19 protein-coding genes are annotated in these 25921 nt (G+C 46.1%); 7 read left to right on the forward strand and 12 right to left on the reverse strand.

Annotated features, from left to right (window positions below; all coding sequences use genetic code 11):
* Positions 1 to 119: 119 nt before the first annotated feature.
* Both gltB and HQN88_RS14920 read left to right on the forward strand, forming a co-directional pair.
* Positions 120 to 4712, forward strand: a complete 4593-nt coding sequence (gene gltB / locus HQN88_RS14915) for a glutamate synthase large subunit (RefSeq protein ID WP_173113238.1) — start codon at positions 120 to 122, stop codon at positions 4710 to 4712.
* Between the two features lie 26 nt (positions 4713 to 4738).
* Positions 4739 to 6223, forward strand: coding sequence for a glutamate synthase subunit beta (locus tag HQN88_RS14920; protein ID WP_173113241.1), 1485 nt, complete (start codon positions 4739 to 4741; stop codon positions 6221 to 6223).
* Positions 6224 to 6373: 150 nt separating this feature from the next.
* On the opposite strand, the gene HQN88_RS14925 is transcribed toward HQN88_RS14920, so the two are convergent.
* Positions 6374 to 8473 carry a methyl-accepting chemotaxis protein gene (locus HQN88_RS14925; protein ID WP_173113244.1) on the reverse strand — a complete coding sequence of 700 codons (2100 nt, stop codon included), beginning with the start codon at positions 8471 to 8473 and terminating at the stop codon, positions 6374 to 6376.
* Positions 8474 to 8798: 325 nt separating this feature from the next.
* Between HQN88_RS14925 and HQN88_RS14930 the strand changes: the two genes are divergently transcribed.
* Positions 8799 to 9272 carry a hypothetical protein gene (locus HQN88_RS14930; protein WP_173113247.1) on the forward strand — a complete coding sequence of 158 codons (474 nt, stop codon included), beginning with the start codon at positions 8799 to 8801 and terminating at the stop codon, positions 9270 to 9272.
* 314 nt (positions 9273 to 9586) lie between these two features.
* Here the strand turns inward: HQN88_RS14930 and HQN88_RS14935 are convergent, their stop codons facing one another.
* Entirely contained in the window at positions 9587 to 10270 is a 684-nt protein-coding gene (locus tag HQN88_RS14935) for a response regulator transcription factor (protein ID WP_173113250.1), read from the reverse strand.
* A gap of 21 nt (positions 10271 to 10291) precedes the next feature.
* Entirely contained in the window at positions 10292 to 11494 is a 1203-nt protein-coding gene (locus HQN88_RS14940; RefSeq protein ID WP_173113253.1) for a sensor histidine kinase, read from the reverse strand.
* Between the two features lie 159 nt (positions 11495 to 11653).
* Here HQN88_RS14940 and HQN88_RS14945 point away from each other — a divergent pair, with 159 nt between their 5' ends.
* A complete protein-coding gene (locus tag HQN88_RS14945) occupies positions 11654 to 12589 on the forward strand; it encodes an ABC transporter ATP-binding protein (RefSeq protein WP_173113256.1) in 936 nt (311 codons plus the stop codon).
* Complete coding sequence (locus tag HQN88_RS14950) at positions 12582 to 13520, forward strand: ABC transporter permease (RefSeq protein ID WP_173113259.1); 939 nt, start codon at positions 12582 to 12584, stop codon at positions 13518 to 13520. Before HQN88_RS14945 ends, HQN88_RS14950 begins: the two co-directional genes overlap by 8 nt.
* Positions 13521 to 13844: 324 nt before the next feature.
* Here the strand turns inward: HQN88_RS14950 and HQN88_RS14955 are convergent, their stop codons facing one another.
* The 3 genes from HQN88_RS14955 to HQN88_RS14965 form a co-directional block, all read right to left on the reverse strand.
* The gene (locus tag HQN88_RS14955) at positions 13845 to 14579 is read right to left on the reverse strand and encodes an HAD family hydrolase (RefSeq protein WP_173113262.1); all 735 of its coding nucleotides are present in this window, start codon (positions 14577 to 14579) and stop codon (positions 13845 to 13847) included.
* A gap of 83 nt (positions 14580 to 14662) precedes the next feature.
* On the reverse strand, positions 14663 to 15115 hold the full coding sequence (locus HQN88_RS14960; RefSeq protein ID WP_173113265.1) for a bactofilin family protein: 453 nt from the start codon (positions 15113 to 15115) through the stop codon (positions 14663 to 14665).
* 1 nt (position 15116) lies between these two features.
* Positions 15117 to 16157 carry a M23 family metallopeptidase gene (locus HQN88_RS14965; RefSeq protein WP_173113268.1) on the reverse strand — a complete coding sequence of 347 codons (1041 nt, stop codon included), beginning with the start codon at positions 16155 to 16157 and terminating at the stop codon, positions 15117 to 15119.
* 199 nt (positions 16158 to 16356) lie between these two features.
* Between HQN88_RS14965 and HQN88_RS14970 the strand changes: the two genes are divergently transcribed.
* Positions 16357 to 17448, forward strand: coding sequence for a ParM/StbA family protein (locus tag HQN88_RS14970; protein ID WP_173113271.1), 1092 nt, complete (start codon positions 16357 to 16359; stop codon positions 17446 to 17448).
* Positions 17449 to 17535: 87 nt separating this feature from the next.
* Here the strand turns inward: HQN88_RS14970 and HQN88_RS14975 are convergent, their stop codons facing one another.
* From HQN88_RS14975 to HQN88_RS14990, 4 genes are read right to left on the reverse strand one after another with little or no spacing between them, the layout of a single operon-like run.
* A complete protein-coding gene (locus HQN88_RS14975) occupies positions 17536 to 18915 on the reverse strand; it encodes an endospore germination permease (RefSeq protein WP_173113274.1) in 1380 nt (459 codons plus the stop codon).
* Between the two features lie 11 nt (positions 18916 to 18926).
* Positions 18927 to 19157, reverse strand: coding sequence for a hypothetical protein (locus HQN88_RS14980; RefSeq protein ID WP_173113277.1), 231 nt, complete (start codon positions 19155 to 19157; stop codon positions 18927 to 18929).
* 3 nt (positions 19158 to 19160) lie between these two features.
* Positions 19161 to 20333: a Ger(x)C family spore germination protein gene (locus HQN88_RS14985; protein WP_246320258.1), complete on the reverse strand. Its 1173-nt coding sequence runs from the start codon at positions 20331 to 20333 to the stop codon at positions 19161 to 19163.
* Complete coding sequence (locus HQN88_RS14990) at positions 20320 to 21972, reverse strand: spore germination protein (protein ID WP_173113980.1); 1653 nt, start codon at positions 21970 to 21972, stop codon at positions 20320 to 20322. The genes HQN88_RS14985 and HQN88_RS14990 overlap by 14 nt, the downstream gene beginning before the upstream one ends.
* A gap of 220 nt (positions 21973 to 22192) precedes the next feature.
* On the opposite strand from HQN88_RS14990, the gene cls reads away from it, so the two are divergent.
* Positions 22193 to 23620, forward strand: coding sequence for a cardiolipin synthase (gene cls / locus HQN88_RS14995; RefSeq protein ID WP_173113279.1), 1428 nt, complete (start codon positions 22193 to 22195; stop codon positions 23618 to 23620).
* A 25-nt stretch (positions 23621 to 23645) separates the two neighbouring features.
* On the opposite strand, the gene ligD is transcribed toward cls, so the two are convergent.
* Complete coding sequence (gene ligD, locus HQN88_RS15000) at positions 23646 to 24536, reverse strand: non-homologous end-joining DNA ligase (RefSeq protein WP_173113282.1); 891 nt, start codon at positions 24534 to 24536, stop codon at positions 23646 to 23648.
* Positions 24537 to 24627: 91 nt separating this feature from the next.
* Positions 24628 to 25920 carry an arsenic transporter gene (locus HQN88_RS15005; protein ID WP_216855718.1) on the reverse strand — a complete coding sequence of 431 codons (1293 nt, stop codon included), beginning with the start codon at positions 25918 to 25920 and terminating at the stop codon, positions 24628 to 24630.
* Position 25921: the final 1 nt, after the last annotated feature.

Consider the following 25921-nt stretch of genomic DNA (forward strand, 5'->3'; position numbering starts at 1 on the left):
TTCCTCTACTTATTGCGGATGTAGTCGAAATATGGAGCATTGAATTTTTGGTTTTTAGCACTTTAAAGCTTGCGTCTAACAAAGTCCAGCGAAAAACGAGGGAAGAAAGGTTGCAAAACATGACTATTAATGGATTACCTCCCAAACAGGGATTGTACGATCCGAGGAATGAGCATGATGCTTGTGGTATAGGCTTTGTTGCCAATATCAAGGGTGTCAAATCTCATGCCATCGTCAAGCAAGCGCTGCGTGTACTTTGCAATTTGGATCATCGAGGCGGGCAAGGCAGTGACCCGAATACGGGTGATGGAGCAGGCATTTTGATGCAAATTCCAGATACTTATTTTCAATCCGCCTGTGAACAAGAGAACATTAAACTTCCAACAGCTGGCAGCTATGGCGTAGGTATGGTCTATTTTCCTCAAGAATTAGAGGCGCGTCAAGCTTGTGAAAGTACAATTGAGCGAATAGTCAAACAAGAAGGGCAACAATTTCTTGGATGGAGAACCGTTCCAACAAATAACAGTTCGTTGGGGGATTCTGCGGTATCCGCTGAACCCTATATTCGTCAGGTGTTTATCGGCCAAAGCGCAGATACTACGACGAATCTTGATTTTGAGCGCAAGCTATACATGATTCGCAAATTATCTGAAAACGCTATCAAATTATCCCATCCGGGATCGCAATTTTACTATTCTAGCTTGTCTAGCAGAACGATTGTATATAAAGGGATGTTAACACCTGAGCAAGTAGATGCGTATTACGTGGAATTGCAAGATGAGAAGGTAGAATCTGCCTTAGCGCTTGTTCACTCCCGTTTCAGTACAAACACGTTCCCAAGCTGGGAACGCGCGCATCCGTACCGTTATTTGATTCACAATGGTGAGATCAATACACTTCGTGGTAACGTCAACTGGATGCATGCACGTCAAGCGATGTGTGACTCCGATTTATTTGGTGAAGATTTCAAACGTATTCTTCCAGTCATTGATACCGATGGTTCGGATTCTCAAATGTTTGATAATACACTAGAGTTCCTGATGCTTTCAGGCCGTTCATTGCCGCATGCGGCTATGATGATGGTACCAGAGCCTTGGTCCAAGCACGAAGGTATGGATGATGATAAAAAAGCGTTTTACGAATATCACAGCACCTTGATGGAGCCTTGGGATGGTCCTGCAGCGATTGCTTTTACAGATGGCAGTCAAATCGGGGCTATTCTTGATCGTAACGGATTGCGTCCTTCTCGTTATTATGTAACGACGGACGATTTCATCGTGCTTGCTTCCGAGGTAGGCGTGCTGGATATCGAGCCTGAGCGTATTTTGTACAAAGACCGTCTGAGACCAGGACGTATGCTGCTTGTCGATACCGTAGAAGGTCGCATCGTGACCGATGAAGAAATCAAGAGCGGCATCGCAAGCGAGCAGCCGTATCGGGATTGGTTGAATGAGCATCTCGTTTCTTTAGAGGATCTAGAAGATGCGCCAATTGTACTTGGTTCTGACCATGATACGATTCTGCAGCGCCAGCAAGCATTCGGCTATACGTTCGAACAACTGCGTAAGACACTTGAGCCTATGGGCAAAACAGGTGTGGACCCGATCGGTTCCATGGGCACGGATGCGCCACTGGCGGTGCTTTCGGATCGTCCGCAGCTGCTTTATAACTATTTTAAACAATTGTTCGCGCAAGTAACGAACCCGCCAATTGATGCGAACTTTGAAGAAATTATTACGGCGCAGGGCACCACGATCGGGCCAGAACGCAACCTGATTAAGCCGGAGCCAGAGAGCTGCCGTCAAATTCGTTTGAAGTCGCCGTTTCTCTCCAATGAAGAATTGGCGAAGCTGCGTCATATTCAGCGCGACGGTTTCAAAACGGTCACGTTGTCTACGCTTTTCGAAGCATCAGCAGGCACAGATGGGCTAGAAAGTGCGATGCAAGCTTTGTACACGGCTGCAGATCAAGCCATTGTTGATGGAGCTACGCTCCTCATTCTGTCTGATCGAGGCGTAGATAGTGTGAGCGCACCGATTCCAGCTCTTTTGGCAACATCGGGCTTACATCACCATTTGATCCGTCAAGGTACACGTACCAAGGTCAGCTTGCTTGTTGAGTCTGGTGAACCGCGTGAAGTGCACCATTTTGCCCTATTGCTCGGCTATGGCGCAGGCGCGATCAACCCGTATCTGGCGTTAGAAACGTTAGATGACATGATTCAGCGTAAACAGCTAGTAGGCGTTGATCACGAGAAAGCGGTCTATAATTACATCAAAGCTGTCACGAAAGGTGTAGTCAAAGTGTTAGCGAAAATGGGTATTTCCACCATTCAGAGCTATCGCGGGGCGCAAATTTTCGAAGCGATCGGCTTGAGCCAAGAGCTGGTAGATAGCTACTTCACTTGGACGTATACGCCAGTGGGTGGTATCGGGATCGAAATGGTGGCGAAGGAAACCTTGATGCGTCACAGCCGTGCGTTCTCCGAGCAAGAGGGACGTGATCGCGTGCTGGATACAGGCGGCGACTTGCAATGGCGCAGAGACGGGGAAGATCACATTTATACCCCGGAAACTGTGCATGCTTTGCAATCTGCTGTTCGCACGAACAATTACGCGCAATATAAAAGCTTCTCCAAACTCGTCAAACGTGAAGACGAGAAATATATGGCTTTGCGCGGACTGCTGAGCTTTAAGGCAGGACGCACACCGATTCCGATCGAAGAGGTGGAACCGATCGAATCGATCTTCAAGCGCTTCAAGACGGGAGCCATGTCCTACGGCTCCATCTCCAAAGAAGCGCACGAAACGATCGCGATCGCGATGAACCGCATCGGCGGCAAGAGCAACACCGGCGAAGGCGGCGAGCATCCGGAGCGCTTCACGCCAGATGCGAACGGCGATCTTCGCCGAAGTAGCATCAAGCAGGTGGCGTCCGGCCGCTTCGGCGTCACGAGCCACTATCTCGTCAACGCTGACGAGATTCAGATCAAGATGGCGCAAGGCGCGAAGCCCGGCGAGGGCGGTCAGCTCCCAGGAACTAAGGTGTACCCTTGGGTAGCAGAGGTTCGCGGTGTTACGCCAGGCGTAGGCTTGATTTCGCCGCCGCCGCATCATGATATTTATTCGATCGAGGATCTCGCAGAGCTGATCCACGATCTCAAGAATGCCAACCCACGGGCACGAATCAGCGTGAAGCTGGTATCCGAGGTGGGTGTTGGCACGATCGCTGCCGGCGTAGCCAAAGGGAAAGCGGACGTTGTCCTCATCTCCGGCTACGATGGAGGCACAGGCGCGTCACCGCAGACGAGTATTCGTCACGCGGGACTGCCGTGGGAGCTCGGTCTGGCGGAGACGCATCAGACACTCGTGCTGAACAACCTGCGCAGCCGTATCGTCGTCGAGACGGATGGCAAGCTGATGACAGGGCGCGACGTTGTCGTAGCTGCCTTGCTCGGTGCCGAGGAGTTCGGCTTCGCAACGACTCCGCTGATCACAATCGGCTGCGTGATGATGCGCGTCTGCCATTTGGACACTTGTCCGGTTGGCGTCGCTACGCAAAATCCGGAGCTTCGCAAGAAATTTGCTGGAGATCCGCAGCATGTGGTTAACTTCATGACCTTCATCGCGAACGATGTGCGTGAGATGATGGCAGAGCTCGGCTTCCGCACGATCGAAGAGATGGTAGGACGTACCGATATCTTGGAGTCCAAGCCAGCGGTCGAGCATTGGAAAGCCAAAGGCGTCGATCTTTCGCCGCTGCTGCACCAACCAGACATGGGCGAAGATGTAGGTCGCTTCTGCCAAATGCAGCAAGATCACGGCTTGGATCGCTCCTTGGATATGACGAAGCTGCTTGATATTTGTGAGCCGGCGATTGAGCGCAAAGAGCACGTACACGCGATTCTGCCAATTACGAACGTGAACCGCGTTGTCGGAACGATCGTGGGCAGCGAGGTGACACGCCGTCACGGTGTGGAAGGCTTGCCGCACGATACGATTCGTCTTCATTTTGAAGGATCAGCAGGTCAAAGTTTTGGCGCTTTCGTGCCGAAAGGGATCACACTTTCCCTCGAAGGAGATGCCAATGACTATGTAGGGAAAGGATTGTCCGGCGGTAAGCTGGCGATTTTCCCATCAAGTAAGTCGACTTTTGTAGCGGAAGATAATGTGATTATCGGAAATACAGCCTTATACGGCGCAACAGACGGGGATGTTTACATCCGTGGTATCGCGGGAGAACGCTTCTGCGTAAGAAACAGTGGTGTGCGTGCCGTCGTTGAGGGTGTAGGCGATCATGGCTGTGAGTACATGACAGGTGGTCGAGTCGTTGTTCTTGGTCCAACAGGGCGTAACTTCGCAGCGGGTATGTCAGGCGGGATCGCGTACGTCTTGGATGTGAACGGTGATTTCCAAAGCAAAGTGAATAAAGAGATGGTTTACCTCGAGCAGCTGGAAGAAACGTATGAGATGAATGAATTGAAAACGATGATCCAGCATCATGCCACATTTACGGATAGCAGCGTTGCCCACCAGGTTATACAGCACTGGGATGAGTACGTTTGGAAGTTCGTGAAGGTTATACCGAAGGACTACAAACGGATGTTTGATGCTATCGAGAAAGTGAAACGCTCCGGTCTAAGCCAGCAAGAAGCGGTCATGGTTGCTTTCGAGGCGAATATGAGAGATGTTTCCCGTGTCGGTGGAAATTAACGAAACTCAGGAGGGATTAAACGTAAATGGGTAAACCAACCGGTTTTATAGAACACGCTCGTGAAGTGGCATCCGAAGCTTCTCCGCTGGTCCGAATCGGCCATTGGAAAGAGTTTGCGACACCACTCACCCAAGATAAATTACAGATACAGGGCTCTCGCTGTATGGATTGCGGAATTCCTTTCTGCCACACAGGGGCATTAATCAGCGGCATGGCCGCTGGTTGCCCAGTGAACAACCTCATTCCGGAATGGAATGATCTCGTGTATCGCGGTCAATGGCGCGAAGCCTTGGATCGTCTGCACAAGACGAATAATTTTCCGGAATTTACAGGCCGCGTGTGTCCGGCGCCTTGTGAAGGTTCCTGTACTGTAGGCTTGAAGGATACGCCAGTTACGATCAAAAGCATTGAGAAAGCGATCATCGACAAAGGCTTCGATGAAGGCTGGATCAAGCCTGAACCGCCGGAGACGCGCACAGGTAAGAAGGTTGCGGTTGTGGGTTCAGGTCCTTCCGGGCTTGCGGCAGCAGCGCAGCTGAACAAAGCAGGGCATTGGGTTACCGTATTTGAACGGGCCGACCGCGTGGGTGGCTTGCTAATGTACGGTATTCCGAACATGAAGCTGGACAAAAAGTATGTCCAGCGTCGTGTAGATTTACTTGAAGCCGAGGGCATTGCCTTCGTAACGGGTGCTCACGTCGGTGTGAACTATCCGATTGAGAAGCTGCAAGAGGAATTCGACGCGATCGTCCTGTGCGGCGGAGCTACGAAAGGCCGCGATCTACCGATCGAGGGTCGTGAGCTCGGCGGCGTGCATCTGGCGATGGAATTCCTGAGCAAGAACACGAAGAGCTTACTCGATTCCGAGCATGCGGATCGTGAATTCATTTCCGCTGAAGGCAAGGACGTTATTGTCATCGGTGGTGGTGATACGGGAACTGACTGCGTGGGTACGTCCATTCGTCACAAATGTAAGAGTGTGACGCAGTTCGAGATCATGCCGAAGTCACCAGAGACACGTCCAGCGAACAACCCTTGGCCAGAATGGCCGAAGGTATTGAAAGTGGACTACGGTCAACAAGAGGCGGCAGCGCTTCAAGGCGAAGACCCGCGGACGTACTTAATCAATACGAAGAAATTCGTGGGGGATGAGAACGGCAACTTGAAAGAGCTGCACACGGTTCTGATCGAATGGCAGAAGAACGATAAAGGCGCGTTCGTGCCTGTTGAAGTTCCTGGCAGCGAGAAAGTGTACCCAGCGCAGCTGGTGTTGATTGCGATGGGTTTCACGGGACCAGAAAGCACTGTATTAGATCAGCTCGGCGTTGCCAAAGACGAGCGCTCTAACGCGAAAGCGGACTACGGGAAGTTTGCTACGAACGTAGACGGCGTTTTCGCTGCTGGCGACATGCGTCGCGGGCAAAGTCTCGTGGTATGGGCGATCAATGAAGGTCGTGCCGTAGCGCGTGAAGTGGATCGTTTCTTGATGGGATCGTCGAATTTGCCATAAAGATCGTAAGTGAATAAAGTAAAAGGAGGGCTTCCGCCCTCCAATGAAACTTCAGTTTTCTACAACTGGTGATACTCCTGGATCATTCCCCATGTTTATCGTTCAAAAAAGGCTGTCGCACAAGCTATACTTGTGAGACAGCCTTTTTCATTACACTTTAAATCGGGCAAGCAAATCTAACAACTCCTGTACAAGTTGTCCTAACGCCTCCGATGAAGCACTGATTTCTTCCATTGTGGCCAATTGTTCTTCGGATGCTGCAGCTACATTTTGCGCATTGTGGCTTGAACTTCTTGCAATGTCTGCCAGTTGTTCTACTGTCGCCAGGACCTGCTCAGTGCTTGCCGACATTTGCTCAGATGCCGCTGAAACTTCTTGAATTTGTTGATGTACCTGTGACATATCCAGTGTAATGGACGCGAAAATTGCACCGCTATCGTTTACGATTTGAACACCCTTGGTTACTTCCGTTGTTCCTTGATCCATGCTTTTAACTGCTAATTTCGTATCTTCGCTGATTTCACTGATTAGTTCTGCAATTTGAAGCGAAGCTGCGTTAGACTGCTCGGCAAGCTTGCGAACTTCCGCCGCTACGACTGCAAAACCTTTGCCATGCTCACCAGCTCTTGATGCTTCGATAGAAGCATTAAGTGCTAATAAGTTCGTTTGTCTGCTTAACCCGGAAATAACACCAATGATACTCCCGATAGCTTCGGATCGCTCTCCAAGACGACGAATGACGATAGAAGCGTCTTCCACTTTCTCTTTCAAAAAGCCCATTTGGCGAACAGCCTGTTGGATATTATCATTTCCTGCCGTTGTTTTGGCTCTTACATCCTCTGTGGAGTCCATAACGATCGCGGTAGATTCAGCAATTTTCTGTACACCGCTAGCCATTTCCGTCATCGATCGTGCCGTTTCCTGCGCATCAGTTAATTGTGTCTCGGAGCCGCTTGCCATTTCCTGAATAGAAATCGCGATTGTTTCGGCGGCTCGACTTGTTTGCTCTGCACTTGCATTCAGTTGTTCGGACGTTGCGCCAACTGACATAGCATGCTCCGTAACTGTGTGAATCATCGTACGCAGCTTGTCTACCATTGTATTAAACTGTTCCGACATTAATCCGAACTCATCTCTTCCTTTGACCGTCAATTTCTCGGTAAATTCGCCTTCCGCAAGCTTCACGGAAAGTCGGCTTACTGCTTGAATAGGACTCAGAACAAAGAGCCGAATAATATAGAACAAAATGACAGCCATAATAATTAAAGCCATAATTGCAATGACCAGAGAGATTGTCAGTCCCTCATTAAAGGCTTGCAAGATCGTTTCCTTGGGAATGACAGATTCCATATACCACCCATGATCTGAGCCTTCAAGTTGTATGGGAGTAAATAAGTGAAGATCTATTTCGTTGCTTCCCTTCATGTAAGCGGAGAGCTTTCCTTTTTGAACACCTTCCCACGTAGCTGCAGCTTCCGGATTCTCACTATAAGGCTTGCTCACTTTCTCCGGTGATATTCCATGGGCTACATAGCTTCCAGCAGTAGAGATCATCGATGCGTAACCGCCAAGTGGTTTTAGTTGTTGGATTTGCTTTTGAAGGTCGCTTAGCGCCATATCTGCCCCTACGATACCAAGGAAATTACCCTGCTTATCCAAAATCGGCATTACCAATGAAGTGATTAAAACATCCTTTCCGCTGATTGGGTAGTTATACGGCTCAATCCACGTATTTTTTTTCGACTTTTTGGGGATTTGATAGTAATCTCCCGCACCTTCTTTTTCATAATCCAGTAAGGGTTGAACATCAATTTTATCATCTACTCTTACTACATAGGGAATAAAGCGCCCGGTGCTGTCGTCATAAGGCTGTTTTTTGATATTTGCTGTATCTTTCTTATCAAATGCATTAGGTTCCCAAAGCGTATAGAAAGCCAATATTTTTTCATGTTCAACTAATTCGGCATTTAAAATTCGGACAATTTCCTCTCGCGTCAGTGACTTGGAGATACTTGCATCCAGTACCAAACTGCGAAGTGTGGATAAGGCAGAAAGAGTATCATCTATCTCTTTCTGAAAGCCATTGGATACTGCAGACGAAGCTTCGTTCGCCTCCGATTCTCCTTGACTTATACTGCTGCTGTAGATTTGCTTGAGATTCACGCCTATTAAGCTTCCAAAAGCTAAGAGAAGCACCAAACCAATTGTGACTCCTAATTTCAAAGATAATCTCCAGTTACGCAGCAACATCTTTAACAATCTCCCCTTACTATTTGCTACATTTTAAATATTTATCGACAATTCGACATTATATTTGAATAGTCTACATCAATATATTTAATGTAAATGTAATGAAAACAACTGAAATATGACAAATTTCTACATTTTCATCTTATGTCTATAGGTATAATCATTGTTAATCTTATTTGGGAATAGAAAGCTAATAACTTCCAAGCCCATCTGCTGGTTCGACTCATTAGACTAATAAACGTGAACATTTCCGTAAACTCATGTACAATAGAAGAAAGAGCAGTGCAAGCATGGGCTGCAAGTTGTACGGAATGGAGGGAAGCGCATGAGGAAAGAAGATCTTCTTACAGCTGCGGAGTTACAAGCATTATTGGTCGGGAATGAAGAGTTTTCTGATGAGGTCGGGAGCGATGAGCCAGTCAGAGCACAGGATCTGCATTCTTTGCAAAAGACCGTCATGCTGCTTTCCAAGCAGGTAGAAGAGCTCCAGGCGCAACTTCATGAGCAGTTTGAACTCCAGAATAGACAGCAAGAGCAATTTCTGCGACTGTGCAGGCACCAGCTTGAGAACAAACTGCATGAGCAGCTCGTCAACACGATTGTTGTTCATCAGCATGCGGCGAATCAAGAAGATCAGATGGAGATTCATACACCAGTTACATCGGAGGAAGTCAATCTCAGTGCCGGGCCTATCCATGATTCGTCAGCGGAAGACACGTCCTTACCATTTTCTAGAGTGAAGAGCTATAGTAAGATTCGCAAAAGAAAAAAGGGTTTTCTCGAGAAGCTCTTCGAATAATCGTGTAACAACAAAGACCGCTTCTTCTTAGATGAAGAGCGGTCTTTGTTACATGCCAGAATGTTATTCAAATTTGCATTAACTGGAAAAGGTACAGCTATTTACGATGAATGTTCTCGAAAATTCGAATTAACTGTAGAACAAGTAGGTAAAACCGCCTGTTTTGTTCAAATTGGGAGAAATAGTTGAAATTAACTGTACAATATCCATCAATTCTATGTTTGATCGGGGAATGGCAAAATTTAACTACATAAAATCCATCTATTCACCTGAAGCACAGGCTACGGCAGCATTTCTCATGAAATTCCCCTCGATTACAGAATTCCCTCATCATGCGCTTTCTTCGAAGCTTGAACCCGGTCTCGGACGTCCATTTTCGAGTAGATGTTGGAGATGTAATTTTTCACAGTACCCTCGGACAAGAAAAGCTTCTCGGCAATTTCACGGTTATTGAGGCCGTCGGCGATGCTATGAAGCACCTGCAGCTCACGTTCACTGAGGCCATACGTCTCTACGCGAACGCTGCTCTCTTCTTTATCTTCAGAGGAACTCCCTCCGCCACCGTCACGCGCTTGCTGAACGAGCATTTTGGCGATATCATGCGGAATTAAAGTGCCGCCTTGATGAACCCATTTAATGCCTGTGGCAAGCTCTTTGGGATGAATAGCTTTGAGTAAGTAGCCTTCAGCTCCTGCACTAAGTGCATCGACAACATAGCCAATTTCCTGGAAAGTGGTCAAAATGATGACACGAATATGCGGCCAAGCAGCTTTAATCTGACGTGTAGCCTCAACACCATCCATAATCGGCATATGAATGTCCATTAGAACGACATCGGGTTGCACTTCTTCACTTAATTTTACAGCGACCTGCCCATTTTCAGCTAAGCCGACGACCTCAATATCGGGGTCCATACCCAGTACAATGTGTAAGCTTTCACGTATCAAATCCTGATCATCGACCAAGAGCAGTTTGAGCGGAGCTTGGTTTACAGTCATAGACAATCCTCCTCACAGCGATTAAAAGGTTGGAAAACGTTTGACAGGAATAAAACAATGGACAACGGTGCCTTTTTCAGGCAAGGAGCGTACCTGCAAAGTACCCTGAAGCGCCGTTATCCGTTCTTGCATCGCAGCAATACCGAAACCCATTTTCAATTGTTCGGTGCCAATACCATCATCTTCAATGCGAAGAGAGATTTGGTCATCGGCATAAGTAAGCACAATTTCAATAGAAGCTGCTTTGCCATGGCGTTTGGCATTCGTCAGTGATTCCTGTAGACAACGAATTAAGGACAGTTTGGTTTGTTTGGGAATTTCGAACTCGTCACTAACCGTCGTGAAGTGAATCTGAGTCCCTGTGTGCAAGGCAAATTCATTGGCAAGCCGTGACAATTGTTGGGATAACAGCATGTCGCCCTCTTGGGGAACCATTTGATGAATGCTGCGGCGTACTTCTTCTAGACCGCCTCTGGTCACATTGCGCAGGACGTCGAGCTTCTCCTTGGCTTTCTCAGGCGAAACTTCGATTAGATAAGAGACAGCGTCCATGCCCATAATGACGGATGTAAATGTATGTCCAACCGTGTCGTGAAGTTCACGAGCCATCCGATTGCGCTCTTCAACTAAAGTAAGCTGTTCAATTTGGTTCGCGTACTGTTCAAGGACGTTATTTTGCTCATGGATTAAATGGTATTGACGTTGGTTCTCGCCTAGCAGCTTCTCGGTCTTCTCGTTAGAGGTAACAGCGCGTTGTAAGCTTAACCCGATTGCAAAGAAGAGAACGGCATTTAGGATGAAACTAAATAGTTGTCCGACTCCCATACCGCTATGTAGAAGGAAAAAGTAAGTCATCGGCATGCCTAACATGAAAATAGGGGCGGTCCACCACGCATTTTTTCGATCGGTGAGGAATCCAATGACCATAATTGGGCAATTAATGGTAAGTAAGGCGTCCTGTTCCATCCAAGCCAAGTAAATTTGTAGGGGGATGCCTGTAAGCAGAACGGCAATCGGATAGCATGTCGGATTAATATAGTGAGGTCGCCAGAATATAAAAGGAGCCCCGTAAGAGAGTAAAATAGCCAATATGGTTAGCAGGATGTGGGAGAATGGTTGTTCATAGATGTGAAGGCAGCTATACAGTAAACCAAGTAGTGCAGCGCCGGTCAAGACGATAAACAGTGACCACTCTACACCGTGCCACGGTCTTCTTTGGATCATAGATGAGCTCCTTTTACTAACAGTTCGTATGTTACCATTGTACATAAAATTAGGAAAAAGCCATAGTGAGCACAGTCATATGACTGAAAAATCTCTAGGCATGACAGCCGAAGTAAGCTAGGATTGGATTATATTGGTTAAAAAGAGAGGAGATGTCGAATGTTAGCATCACAAGAGGTTGTTACGCCCATTGTACAGGTGGATCATATTTCGAAACGTATTGGTTCTAAGACGATCATTGATAAGCTGAGTTTCGATGTTCCGCGCGGCGAGGTGTTCGGATTTCTTGGGCCCAATGGCGCTGGTAAAACGACTACTATCCGTATGATGGTTGGACTGATGTCCATTTCGGAGGGGGATATTCGCATTGGCGGTTATTCCATTCGCACGCATTTTGAACAGGCGATTCGTCATATTGGCGCGATAGTAGAAAATCCGGAAATGTATAAATTTTTAAGCGGTTATAAGAATTTGGTGCATTATGCCAGGATGATTCCAGGTATTGGCGAGGAGCGAATCGGGGAGGTCATTGATCTTGTCGGGATGACGAATCGCATCCATGACAAGGTGAAAACCTACTCGCTGGGCATGCGGCAACGACTAGGCATCGCGCAAGCTCTTCTACATAAGCCTTCGGTGCTTATTTTGGACGAGCCGACAAACGGGTTGGATCCAGCTGGCATACGGGAGCTGCGAGATCATTTGCGAAAGCTTACCCGCGACGAAGGGATTTCAGTGATCGTGTCTTCACATCTGTTAGCAGAGATGGAACTGATGTGTGACCGTGTAGCTATTATTCAAAATGGGAAATTGGTCGATGTCAGACTCATCAAAGAATATGCTCAGGAGGACGGCAAGCAGCGGGTCGTCTATGAGGTAGATGCCGTCCAACATGCCGTAAAGCTAGCCTCCGAACAAGGTTTTCAAGTTGAAGTCGTTGATAACGAACTTGTTATGGATCTCGATAAACAAGAGATAGCCTCTTTGAATAAACAGTTCGTGCAGGCGGGTATTTCCGTGTATGGCATCCGCAAAACAATGAAGTCGCTGGAAGATCAATTTTTAGAAATGACGGGAAGTGATCCTATTGCTTAATCTCATCAAGAATGAGCATATGAAGATTTATAGTCGACTTCGAACATGGATTCTAGTGGTCTTGTTAATTGTCATTGTCGTGCTCACGGGTGTGTTATCACATTCCGATACGAACAACAATGATGATAGCTGGAAAATAAGAGCTTCCGAAACGATTGAACACAATAAGACAGAGCTTGCAAATACGGATATTCCAGAGAATTTCAAGAAACAGATGCGGGAACAAAATGCGCTTCAGCAATACATGCTGGATAACAATTACCCACCAATTGATAACACATTATGGGAAGGTATGCTCACTGCTTCTGGGTTAATTATTGTGGTTACGCTCTTCACGGTCATTATTGCTGGAGATATGGTAGCAGGGGAGTTTACTTGGGGAACCATCAAGCTGCTGCTCATTCGTCCTGCTAGCCGGTCGAAGATCTTAATATCGAAGTATCTGACAACACTTATTTTTGCAGCTACGTTATTGGTTGTATTGTTCCTTACTGCCCTGATTGTGAACGGCTTCTCCTATGGCTTTGGACGACTGAGTCTTCCTCATTTAATTGTGAATGCCGCAGGGCAGGTGCAGGAGAAAAACATGCTGCTCTATGTGTTGGCGACCTATGGACTTAAATTAATTGAGCTCGTGATGATTGTTACGCTGGCCTTTATGATTTCCACCGTGTTTCGCAGCGCTTCTCTTGCGATCGGCCTTAGCATTTTCATCATGTTCGCTGGCCAAGTGATTACCTTATTGTTCTTACGTTATACATGGGGCAAATACTTCCTATTCGCGAATACGGATCTCACCCAGTATTTAGAGGGTCAACCGCTAGCAGAGGGAATGACGTTAGGGTTCTCCATCACCATGCTTGTATGCTACTTCTTGTTATTCAATGTCCTTTCCTGGGAAATATTTCGCAGACGCGACGTCGCGGCATAGTAAAACAACTGCGATTGGCGGAGCGAGCTAATTAACGGGAAAAAGTACAGCTATTATTACTGTTTTTTGGTTCGGTAGTTGTTTAACTGGAAAAAGTACAGCTAATTCGGCGAATTCGGGACAATTCTCAAGGAATGGCCCGAAATATAGGCATAGCCCAACACAGAAAAAGCCCCAATCCCACTAGGAAAGTGGAGTTGGGGCTTTTCTGTGTTGTTTGCGCTAGCAATGTAGAGAACTTTCCAGTGTTGTTGTTTTTCGATCTTGTACTTTGATCTTAGACATAGATCTTTAAACATCATTCTTGGAACTTCGTTCAGTCATTTATTTCTTAATATATGATTGGATGGCCTCTGGCACTTCCAGCAGGGAAGGCAGCTGGTAAAAGGCGCCTTTCGGTGTGACATCAATCGTTCCATTGTTAAATACCCAATCATCAGCAACGGGGATATGAATCGCATGGATACCTGCATGGAGTGCCGGTAGAACATCCGTTGTGATCGAGTTGCCGATCATCCATGTATGCCCTCGGTCAAATTGCTTTTCATGCATCAATGTATTCATAAACTCACGTGTCTTATGGACGGTTACGAAGATACGATCTTGGAAAAATTGATCAAGACCGACATCCTTGATTTTCTTCATTTGAATGGAAACATCTCCGCCTGTATACAGAAACAAGTTGTGACCAGCTTGTTGAAGGTTGTGAAGAGTTTCATTCATCAGTGGGTAAGGTTCGACGGTGTAACTGTAGACCGTGTGACCGAGCTGCATGAGCCAGTCCACCTCTTTGCTGCTTACAGGACGGTTGTAGTGTTGCGCAAACCATTGGTACGTCTCAACGAATGATTGCGGAAACCGTTCCGGCATAAAGCCGTGAATTTGAATGCCAGCAAGGTCGATTTGCAATTGTTTTTGCCTGATGTCCTGCTTAGTCAGACCATGTCCTGAATACCAAGTAAGCATCAAATCTACAAATTGGTCAATGACAAAGTCAAAATATTTATTGCAATGCACTAACGTGTCATCTAGGTCAAATAGGATGGCTTGTTCTCTCATAGTTTCCGTGTCTCCTACATCAGTTAGAAATGAATTTCCAACTAGTATATCATGCGGAAAGATTCTATCCTAGCTATAAGGAATTACATGGCAACTGTGTTGCCTTTATACATATTTTCAGGAGCAGCAACGGGTCTGTTCCCCGTTTCAGGTTCATTATTTGGCACGGGAACAGGTACGGCCGATTTCGTCTCCATTTTACTGCTGCCTTGGAAGACACCACCCTCTTCAATGATGAAAGAAGCGGCGCTAATATTGCCATTTAAAGACCCTGTAGAAGTAATAGTCAGCTTGCCCTTGGTCGTGATATTGCCGTGTACGCTTCCAGCCAGAACCACATCACGTGCCGAGATATTGGATTTCACGACGCCGTGCTCGCCAATGATGACATCGCCAGCGCAGTCAATATCACCCGTAATTCCGCCTTCAATACGAATGCTTGCCTCTGATTTAATACGGCCCTCAAAGCTCGTTCCTTCACCTATCAGTGTATCGGTTGTATTTGGATTCATGAGATTTTTTGTTTTTTTGAACATGTTAGTTATCATCCTTTCGAATCGATTTAAGATAAGGCTTGGGATCGATGCTTTCGCCGTTTTTAAGTACTTCATAGTGGAGATGTGCTCCTGTGCTCCGGCCCGTAGATCCGACTAAGCCGATCGTACCGCCTTTTTCTACAGAATCACCTTTGTTAACTAAAATTTTATTTAAATGCATATACCAGGTGCGTAAACCCTTGGAATGCTCAATCACAATGTTGTTGCCGTGATAGATGTCCTTACCTGTACTGACGACCTTACCAGCCGCAGTGGCATAGACGGGATCATTCTCATGAGCACCGAAATCAATGCCGGAATGATAACTCGGTATTTTGGTAAATGGATCTGATCGGTAGCCAAAAGGGGAAGTAACAACCTTCGTGCTCGTTGGCCACAACGTTGGTGTAATGCGAAGCTGCTCCTGTTTGTCAGCCACTTTCTGTTTCGTTGCAGTTAAATTCGTTTGCAATTCTTGCACCTCGCCATTCAGTGCAGTGAAGGAGGCGAGTGTATCTTGACCTAGTTTAAGAATGATATCCTGTGAGACAGGATTGGGACTTCCACCTACACCGGTTGAAGGGGGAGATTCTCCGACTATCGGTTGATTAGCATCTTTCTTAGCCTTGCCATCAGATGTGTTGCTTGCAACGGCGACGTTACTAGGTTCGTGATCGATGCCAGCAATAGTTTTGAGATCACTCTCTAGCTTTTTTACTTCTTCGACCTGCGTTTTCATCTGTTCAGCTTGCTGGGACAGTTGAATCACTTCATTTTGCAATTGTTCGATAGCTTCATTCTTAGAAACTAGGGTTGCGCTCCATTGCTGGTTGACACCGCTTAGCTTCGATTTCAAGTCACTTGCCTGTTTGACTGTATGTGCATGCATAAAGTAAATCGTTATGGAAATCAGCATTAGCAAGGAAAAGCATGCTGCAGCGATATAGGCAGATAAATGGGAAATACGAAATCTGACAACCGATTGCGTAGCATCTGGAATGATAACCAGTGTCAGTTTTTTGGGTTTCCACTTAAGCTTCATAAGGACTAAGTTATCTCCTGTCATGGTTGAATTTGGTAAAGTGAAGGTATGTACATCATTCGTCATATTTTGCTAAAAACCTGCCTTACTACCTACTAGTCCTATGAAAATGAGTCTAAAGTAGGAAGGAATCCTGTCGTATATGATCGAATTTACTAATACAATTACAGAAAGCTGTAGATTTGGAGTGGAGGCACACATGATTAAGCTTGCAGGTATTGACATAGGGAACGATAGTATTAAGCTGGTGCTAGATGGGTCTAGAGAACCATTCGTGATACCGAATATCATAGCGCCGGGCTACGAAAGACACATTTTACAAGAAGAAGATTCACCTTGGAAAGCGTTGGATGTCGTTATTTATAGTCCAAGTCTTTCGCAGCGGAATCAACGTTATTTCGTAGGGCAGCTGGCCTTGGAGCACGAGGATAACCTAGAGCTGGAAGATACGGACAATAAAGCGCTATCGGATCAATCCCTCATTGTAGCACTGACTGCACTTGCTTATCAGGGTCTCATGAATCAAGCGGTTAATCCTGGATACGGCAACGTTGACGAAGTTGAATACACATTGGGTACGGGCTTGCCTGTTCGTTCTTTCCCGAAATACAGTCAGACATTTGAACATCGACTTCTGGGTGAGCACGAAGTGACATTCCTTTCCACACCACAGTTTCATAATCGTAAAATTAAAGTTTCGATCCGCAAAGTAGCTGTCTCTATCGAAGGTGCTGCAGCTATGTTCCACATGGCTACACACGACAGCTTGCAGGTCAAAGATGAAGAGATATACAACGGCTGCATTGGCGTCTGCGAAATCGGTGCCTTGACGACGGATTTCCCTGTCATCAAACGCATGGCGATTGATAACCATTTTAGCCATGGCGAGCAGATCGGTATTGCAACGTATTTGGATGCGATCATTCGTGACGTTGAAGATGCCTACGGCCACTTGTTCCCAAGCCGAGCGAAGCTTGCGCAACGCGTGAAGAATCGTCAATTTACGATTCAGCTTCCAGGAGAAGGACAAGTGGATATACGGCCCATCGTAGATTTGCATTTCCGTCGTGCTGCGGTACGCATGGTGGAAATGATCAAGAAACGCTGGCGCAAATGCCCAGATATTCAATGTTTCTACGTGATTGGCGGCGGTGCAACTGCGCTGAAGCCGTATATCCAAGACGCGGCAGGAGCAATGAAATTGCGTTTCACGAACGATAGTGAATTCTTAAACGTTAACGGCTACTTGAAGGTCGCGAAAAGTCGTTTAAATCAATCGGTTCCCGTTTAATGGGTACAAGGCACTCGCTGAAGGCGGGTGCTTCTTTTTTTTTGTATAAGCATTCCTCCAAATCAAATTTCAGATTAGCAGTTCAAATTAGTTACTGTTCTCCGCTTGCTTCAGTTTGGTAAGTTCCATATAGGTGGTTAAGTTCGCTAGGAGTAAACAACTGCCGAAGCCTACTGCGCAAATTGTGCCAATCATCGCTGATTTCTCCCCTAACATCAAACCGATTAGAACAAAAGCAACGCAAATGACCAGAATTAGATTTCCTCCCCAGAGCCACTGTGTGTAGGTCATTCGTTGGCTAAGTTTACCTGAATTTTGTTTGGGATCCTTCTTTACATGAGTTCCCCCATCAGAATTAGGGAAGTTATTCGTATATTTCTGTTTCTTCCGATATCCGAATACAACAAGGAGGACCATGATGAAGGGCTGATACGCCAGAACAATAACAGGTGAGCTGAAGTTGGAAAAAGAGAGCAGCTCGGTGGTGCTTTTGAAAGAAAGACATGTACTTAGTGCTAATAGCAATGCTATCGGTTTGTTGATCATCGGATAATTCCGCTCATTGAAGAGAGAGCTAATGCCGAGCAGGAGTGCCAAGTAAATGGTAATTATTTTACAGGTAACCGTTGGATACCAGATCATGAGCATAACAAGATCAAGTCGATCTAGAAAATCAGTGACATGAATCGTTTGAACCAGATTATAAGTAGGATAGGAGAAGCTTGCAGGCATCTTAGGGCCGAGCACGGCAATAATAACGAAGAGAATAAGTGTGAGTAGAAAAAAACCAAGCAAAGAGCCATGTCGAATAGCCGATCGAACGTGATTGGCATTGGACAGCATATGAAGAAAGGCGCCTAGAATGAAAATGTCACCAGCACTCCCTAGAGTCAGAATCGAACTTGCCGTCCAGTTCTGAAGTGGCATCGTTAGTAAAGGCGTCGTGAGCCGCAGATAGAATTCGTTTGATAAGAGCAGTGGCATGATCATCATGGTTACGACAAATAGGGGGTAGAACAGGTCATTCACACGTGCTATGACCTCTACACTTGTTTTTCCGAAATAAATAAGTAACACACAGGTTAGTAAGATAAGAATTTCCAAAGGTGTCGTATGTAGTAAAAGGGTTGAACTAAATCTAGATACGGAGGAAATATCACGAACGACGATCTGCCAGAAATGAAATAAAATGAGCAGATTGATAATGGTGCCAACCCATGGGCCTAAGATTTCCTTGGACATTTCAAAAATGTTCTTATCCGGATACAGCTTTACCATATAACCAAAGAAGCCAGCAATCAGGAAGACATAAAGTATGGAAATTAAATAGCTGAACCAAGCATCCATTTGATTAATGCGAATTAATTCATTTTGCAACGTGAGGATACCTCCGCTGGTGACAATGGAAGAAGCTAGCCACGAGAGCTGACGTTGGTTAATGACTTGCTTATTATCGATGGGGAACACCACCTTTCTACTTATATGCCAAGAACCTGGATGAGCCATGGTGAAACTTTTTGCACGAAAAAATAGGTAGGCATTGGGATACTCACGTGGAAATATTTCATGCTAAGAAAAAGAAGGATTAACCCCATGGTAATACCGTAGGTTATTTTGTTCCCTTTATTCGCCCGTCGCAGTACTTTGCGATCAATGAAGAAAGATCCGATCAACATGCTGAGAAAGCTGATGATAAAGATCCCATTCATCGACTAGACGCCTCCTTTGGCTACATTATGGTTAATCACACCAGTATCAGGAATAGAGGCTTTCACCACGATATTGAATTCGGCATCTTTAAAATAGCGCTCCCAATCCTTACTGAATTGCTCGTTCCACTTCTGAGGATGTGTTCGCCAAACCATGAGACCAAGCTGGGCTGAATCCGTGCCTTCCTTTTGCATCTGCTTAATCGTTGCGAGCATGGATAGTTTGATTTGTTCTGCGAATTTGGCTTCAATCTTGTGAAGGGTATCGGAATTATACAAATCCTCATCTGACAGGTCCTCTCGGACAGCTCCGCGAGCATCTACGATAATGTTGAACATAACTTTGTCCTCTAGGATCTTAGGTGTTATTTCTGTCTGGCCTCCGATCACGGCAATGGAAATATTTTTACCTTTCTCTATCGGAAACGTGAGTTGCTGTTCTTTCACTTGATTTCGGAGCCACAAAAGCCCGGATGCTTCTTTCTTTTTATAAATGCCCACCATCTTATCCCCTTTGAACTGCCCATAGCCAACGAATTGGATTTCATGGGAAGGCTCTTTAGAGACTTGTCCATCTCGAGGTTCTAAATAGCTCATGATGGGATCGCTGTGAAAGCTTAAGGACATCCCGACATCCTTCATTGTTGTAGGCATGGCATTGCGAGACTTGGATAACTCACGAATGACTTCTGCAGGAAAACGCTCGAACTTCGGTTCTGCATTCAGGAGATCATAGCCCTTGCCCTTGGTTACAATCAAATAGCTCGTCATCCGATTCTCTGGTGAACGTGGAAGAACATCGAATAAGGAAGTGATGCCAGCTTCCGCTAGCTTCTCACCAATGACAATTGTTCTGCGGTGTGAGAGAAAGATGCGTCTGGACAAACGTGATTGAAGCTTACTAACAGCATCGCGGAAGGTGATTCCGACTTCGGAATCGATGTAATAGCTTTTACCTCCAGACGTACCACCGCCTCCGCCGCTGGCTCCACCCATGGAACCGGGGAGAGGGAACATATAAGTAACACGATATCTGCCGTCATCCTCCAAATCAGCCGATGAAGTAAGGACAAATGCGACGTCATTGGTCTCTGTACGATCCCAACAACCGGTAAGTAGAGTGGTGGAGAGTAGTAAGGTTACCACTATCCCAATGCTCATCTTAGGATGTATCATTTGATTGCTCCTCCTTGCTGGCTTTGTGAACATGATCTATGTTACTGCCATCTAAGCCTCCTGCTTTCTTGATTTGCATCGGCAGGTCACTACTCTGACTGGTGTTGTCTTGAACAGCCATAAACTCGGGACGCTTCTGTATTTGCCACCATGGCGCACGGACAAGAACATCTTTCAGATCCGTAGCGGATAAGGGACCAACGGGTGATAAATAGGGAACTCCGAAGGAGCGTAGATTTGCCATGTGTCCGATCAGGATCATTAAAGAGAAGAAGATTCCATAGAAACCGAAAATGGATGCGGCAATAAGAATAGGAAAGCGCAGCATTCGAATCGCAATCGCACCATTAAATCGTGGAATGGTGAAGGATGCAATCCCTGTTATTGAGACAACAATAACCATAGGTGCTGAAACAATGCCAGCTTGAACGGCCGCTTGTCCCACAACGAGTGCACCCAAGATGGAAACAGCGGAGCCAACCGCTTTGGGGAGTCGGATACCAGCTTCGCGCAAGGCTTCAAAGGTGATTTCCATGATGAAGGCTTCAACGACGGATGGGAACGGAATAGCCTCCCGAGAGGCAGCTACACTGAGCATCAATGCCGTTGGTAGTAGTGCTTGATGGTACGTTGTTATAGCAACATAAAGCGCTGGTGTCGTTAGTGACAAGAACATGAAGACATAACGGAGCAATCGTAAAAGCGTACTAATCTGGAATCGTTCATAGTAGTCTTCGCTCGTCTGCATAATTTGAATGAATACGAAAGGGACGATGAGAACAAAGGGGGTGCCGTCTGTAATGATTGCTACTCGTCCTTGAAGGAGGGCAGCAGCGACTACGTCAGGGCGTTCCGTATATTGGATTTGCGGAAATGGTGAATAGGCGTCGTCTTGGATAAGTTCTTCGATCATCCCTGATTCCAAAATGGCATCAATTTTGATTTGCTCTAATCGTTTAACAACCTCTTCAATCAAAGAAGGCATTGCTAAGTCATCCAAATAGCAAACGACAAGATTCGTATTGCTTTCTTTTCCTACACACATGGATTTCATCTTGAGTCGTGGCGTTTTCAGCTTGCGGCGAATCATAGAAGTGTTCGTACGTATACTCTCTACGAAGCCCTCTTTCGGTCCGCGGACGACGGTTTCCGTCTCTGGTTCACCAACAGATCGCTTCTCTGTACCGCGTATGCCCAGAAGAATGGCTTTCGCATTCCCCTCAACGAGCAGCGCAGCGTCACCACCAAGCACAGAGGTCAGCAAGTCTCCGTAATTATCAGAAATCTGCGTTTGTGATACCGGTAGAATGACATTTGCAATACGCTCAATGGAGGTTTCGCCGCCTCCGATCAGCATGAGTGATTTCATCGTATCGTTCAGAAGCTGTGTATTGGTTAGACCATCTACGAAAAGCAGCAGGGCTGGGATATGGGGGTCAATTTCGAATTCTCTGACAACCACATCAGAGCATTCCTGAAACATATCTTTAATAAATTTGTGATTCTCATCGAGTAGCAGTGAGAGTTTAGTCTGTTTAAGATCTTCAATAAACGGAATATCGAGAGCTTGCTCCAACTCAGAAGGAGGCTTACCTTCGCTGGTGGTTGTAGCTTTACGACTTTGAAGAATGCTTTTCATCAAATAGTTAGGTGTTTTGGCCAAGCGAGAGGCACCTCCTGCCATGATCAAGTTGAAGAAATAAGAATGCGTAGATTATGTTCTGCGAAAGGGCAGGATTTTATTACGAAAGTTGGAAAATTTTATTTGTACAGGTTTTGTTGGAAAGAAAAGGTATAGCGCCAAAGGCCTTGGCAAAAGCTATCTCAGCATGCAGATGTAGGGATAGGAGCTGGTGTTGTTGTTATGGATCACGCTATTGCTATTGTTATTTATCTTTCAGGCAGCCACGATCTTACTTTGTGAATATAAAAGGCCTTCAAAGTCAGTAGCATGGCTAAGTATTCTATTTATTTTCCCAATTATTGGATTTGTTATGTATGTTTTCATTGCAAGGGAATATGTTCGGCGTAAGAAAGTTCATGGACATACCAGTGATATCGCGGATAAACAAGAGCTCCAAGGCGCCCCGTCTCAAAGTAACCCGGACTTCAATGAAGGCGATGACAGTTTCTTGTCAGGGGAAAAGCGTCTGCGGGATTGGCTGCATCAAGTGCCTCATGCACCGATTACCGGATTGAACCGAGTTGACGTACTGACGAATGCTGATGTTACGTACGAGGCGATGCTTGCAGAGATAGGGAAGGCCCAGGATCATATTCATTTCGAATTTTATACCATCCGCGATGATGCGATTGGCGGTAAATTCCAAGAAGCATTGATTGCCAAAGCGAAGGCAGGAGTAGCTGTAAGGGTTATATATGATGGTGTTGGCAGTCATTCGCTTTCTAAGGCTTACATTACTTCATTGAAACGTGCGGGTATTGCTGTAGAGCCTTTCCTTAAGCCATTGATTGCTTTTTTTGATAACCGGTTGAATTATCGGAATCATCGTAAAATTGTGGTTGTCGATGGCTTGGTTGGTTTCGTTGGAGGTATAAATATTGGGGATGAATATGTAGGTGGGGACCCTAAGCTTGGTTTCTGGCGAGATACACACATCATGCTGCATGGGGATGCAGTATATGATTTACAGCGCACCTTTCTGACAGACTGGTTTTTCGTTAGTGGGGAAAGTTTTGGGGGAAAGCAATATTATCCAGCGCATTCTGAACAAGAGTCTTCTGTCGTTCAAGTCATTTCTAGTGGTCCTGACACCAGATGGGATGCCATACAGGAAATGTATTTTGCAGGATTGATTGCAGCGAAGGAGCGAATTTGGATTACTACGCCTTATTTCATTCCAGATCCCAGCATTACGATGGCTCTCAAATCCGCCGCAGTCAGTGGTGTTGATGTACGTATCATTCTGCCATTCAAAGCGGATTCTGTCATTGTCCAATATGCATCAAAGTCCTATCTGCAAGAATTATTGCAGGTAGGCGTTCGATTCTATATGTATCGGAAAGGGTTTATTCATGCCAAAGTGATTATCGTGGATGACATCATGGCGACGGTGGGGACGGCCAACGTAGATATGCGCAGCTTTTTCAGCAACTTCGAATTGAATGCTGTCATGTTTGATAGGCATGTAATTTCCAGGTTAGAGAGTGACTTTGAGATGGACCTAAAGGATTGTACGGAAGTTATTCTAACTGAATTTGAGATGAGGTCGCCGGGTGAAAAAAGAAAAGAGAGGATTGCACGATTGTTATCTCCATTATTCTGAAATAAAAGAGTAGTTCTAATTAGAACTACTCTTTTATTTGCGCTATAATCGTATTCAAATTTTGAGCTGGAACACGGTCAATCAGGTCTCCATAGGTACGTAGTCGATTCATGATGGTTAGTTGATTGAACTCACGAATGCTTGGGCGAAGCTCTACTTCTTTCCAAAGCAAAGGCGTTGAAACCGTTGCATCCTTTTTGGCACGCGGTGTATAAGGAGCAGAGAGCGTTTTTCCATACCAGTGCTGGAGGTAGTCGATATAAATCTTATCACCGCGATTTTTCTTGAAGCGCTCGATGGTAAATAGCTTCGGATACATGTTAACCGCATAGGTCGCGATGAAATGTCCAACTCTGCGGAGTTCTTCGAACGTATATCCAGATTGAATTGGAATGTAAATTTGCACACCTGTCGCACCAGAGGTTTTGGGAACAGACTGTATGCGTAATGAGTCAAGCACTTCGCCGATGATAAGTGCAGCCTCCATGATGCGAGGTTCTTCCTCTAAGGTTGGATCGATATCAATCAGCCATTCTGCGGGATTCGTCTCACCGATGAAATGAAAGGAAGGATGAAATTCCAAGCATGTCAGATTCCCGAGCCAAATGAGCGTAGATAAGGAGTCCAAATTCACATAGTTAATGCCATCTAGCGGGGCTAGCTTAACGAAGCTAGGCACAGGATCAGGAGCATTTTTCTGATAAAAAGACTTGTCATCATACCCATGCGGGAATCGAATCGTCGTTAGATGGCGATTGCGGCAGTAACGTAGGAGGTAGGGCGATAGTGCACTCAATGTCGTCAAATAATCCGCCTTCGTGATACCTAAATCAGGCCATAGCGGCTTATTTGGATTCGTGATCGTCAACTCGTTGCCCTCCACGAGAAGCTTTGCTTTCTCTGCTTTGAACGCCATAGGCTTGGAATCGCTCCTTCTGAGCTTTTATTCACAATTATTTCCTAGGCGAGTGATTCTCAAACGGAGTCACACAAAGCTAGGCAGCAGATCAGGATATGACCTGCAACCAGAGATACAAACCAATTAACGTGATAAGCAAGGTAGGGATCGTCAGGATGACGCCAGCTTTCATATAAGCGCCCCATGTAATTTTTACGCCTTTTTTGGCAAGCACATGAAGCCAGATTAAGGTGGCTAGCGAGCCGATAGGTGTCATTTTCGGCCCCAGATCGGTCCCGATGACATTGGCATAAATTAGGGCTTCTCGGAGGATACCCTCGGTTTGAGTGCCTTGAATCGCTAAAGCATCAATCAGCACGGTCGGCAAATTGTTCATGATCGAAGAAAGGATCGCTGCCAGGAATCCCATGCCTATTGTAGCTACGAATAGACCTTCACCAGAAATGATGTCGATAAGATCCCCGAGCGCATCAGTGAGACCGACATTTTTAAGCCCATAGACAACCACATACATCCCAATGGAGAAGATGACAACGGCCCACGGAGCTTCCTTCACAATCTTCTTGGTATCCATCACGGCGCTCGTTCGAGCAATAAGGAGGAAGCCAATGGCGGCAGTCCCAACGAGGAAGGAAACAGGAACATGAATAAATCCACTGCCAATATAGGCGATTAATAGGATGCCGAGAATCCACCAGGACAAGCGGAACAGCTTCAGATCTTTAATCGCTTCCGAAGGGGGTCTCAGCTCCGCGATTTCATAGCTTTCAGGAATTTGTTTGCGATAAAACAGGTAGAGAACCAGCAAGCTTGCGCCTAGCGAGAACAGACTTGTCACGAACATCCGGCTTGCATAGGTGACGAAATCGATCCCGAAAAAATCCGCAGAAAGAATGTTTACCAAATTACTAATGACAAAGGGCAGTGACGTGGTGTCCGCGATAAAGCCGCTTGCCATAATAAACGGGAGAATGGCCGCATCGGGCAATTTCATAGCTCTGACCATGGCGAGCACGATTGGCGTAAGGATCAGAGCCGCACCATCGTTGGCGAAAAAAGCCGAAACCGCCGCCCCGAGCAAGATCACGTAGACGAACATGAGCTTTCCATTGCCTTTGGCCAAGCGCGCCATGTGGAGCGCGGACCATTCGAAGAAGCCGATCCCATCTAAGATAATCGAGATGATAATGATGCCGACAAATGCGAGCGTCGCGTTCCACACGATGCCTGTAACTGTGGCGACATCTTGCAGTGAAACGACTTGGAAAGCGAGGGCAAGCAACGCTCCTGCTGATGCTGACCAACCAATGCTTAAGCCTTTCGGCTGCCAAATGACGAAGGTAATGGTAAGTGAAAAAATGATAATAGCTAAATAAATCATG

This window comes from Paenibacillus qinlingensis (assembly GCF_013204845.1).
GTDB classification, from domain to species: domain Bacteria; phylum Bacillota; class Bacilli; order Paenibacillales; family NBRC-103111; genus Paenibacillus_E; species Paenibacillus_E qinlingensis.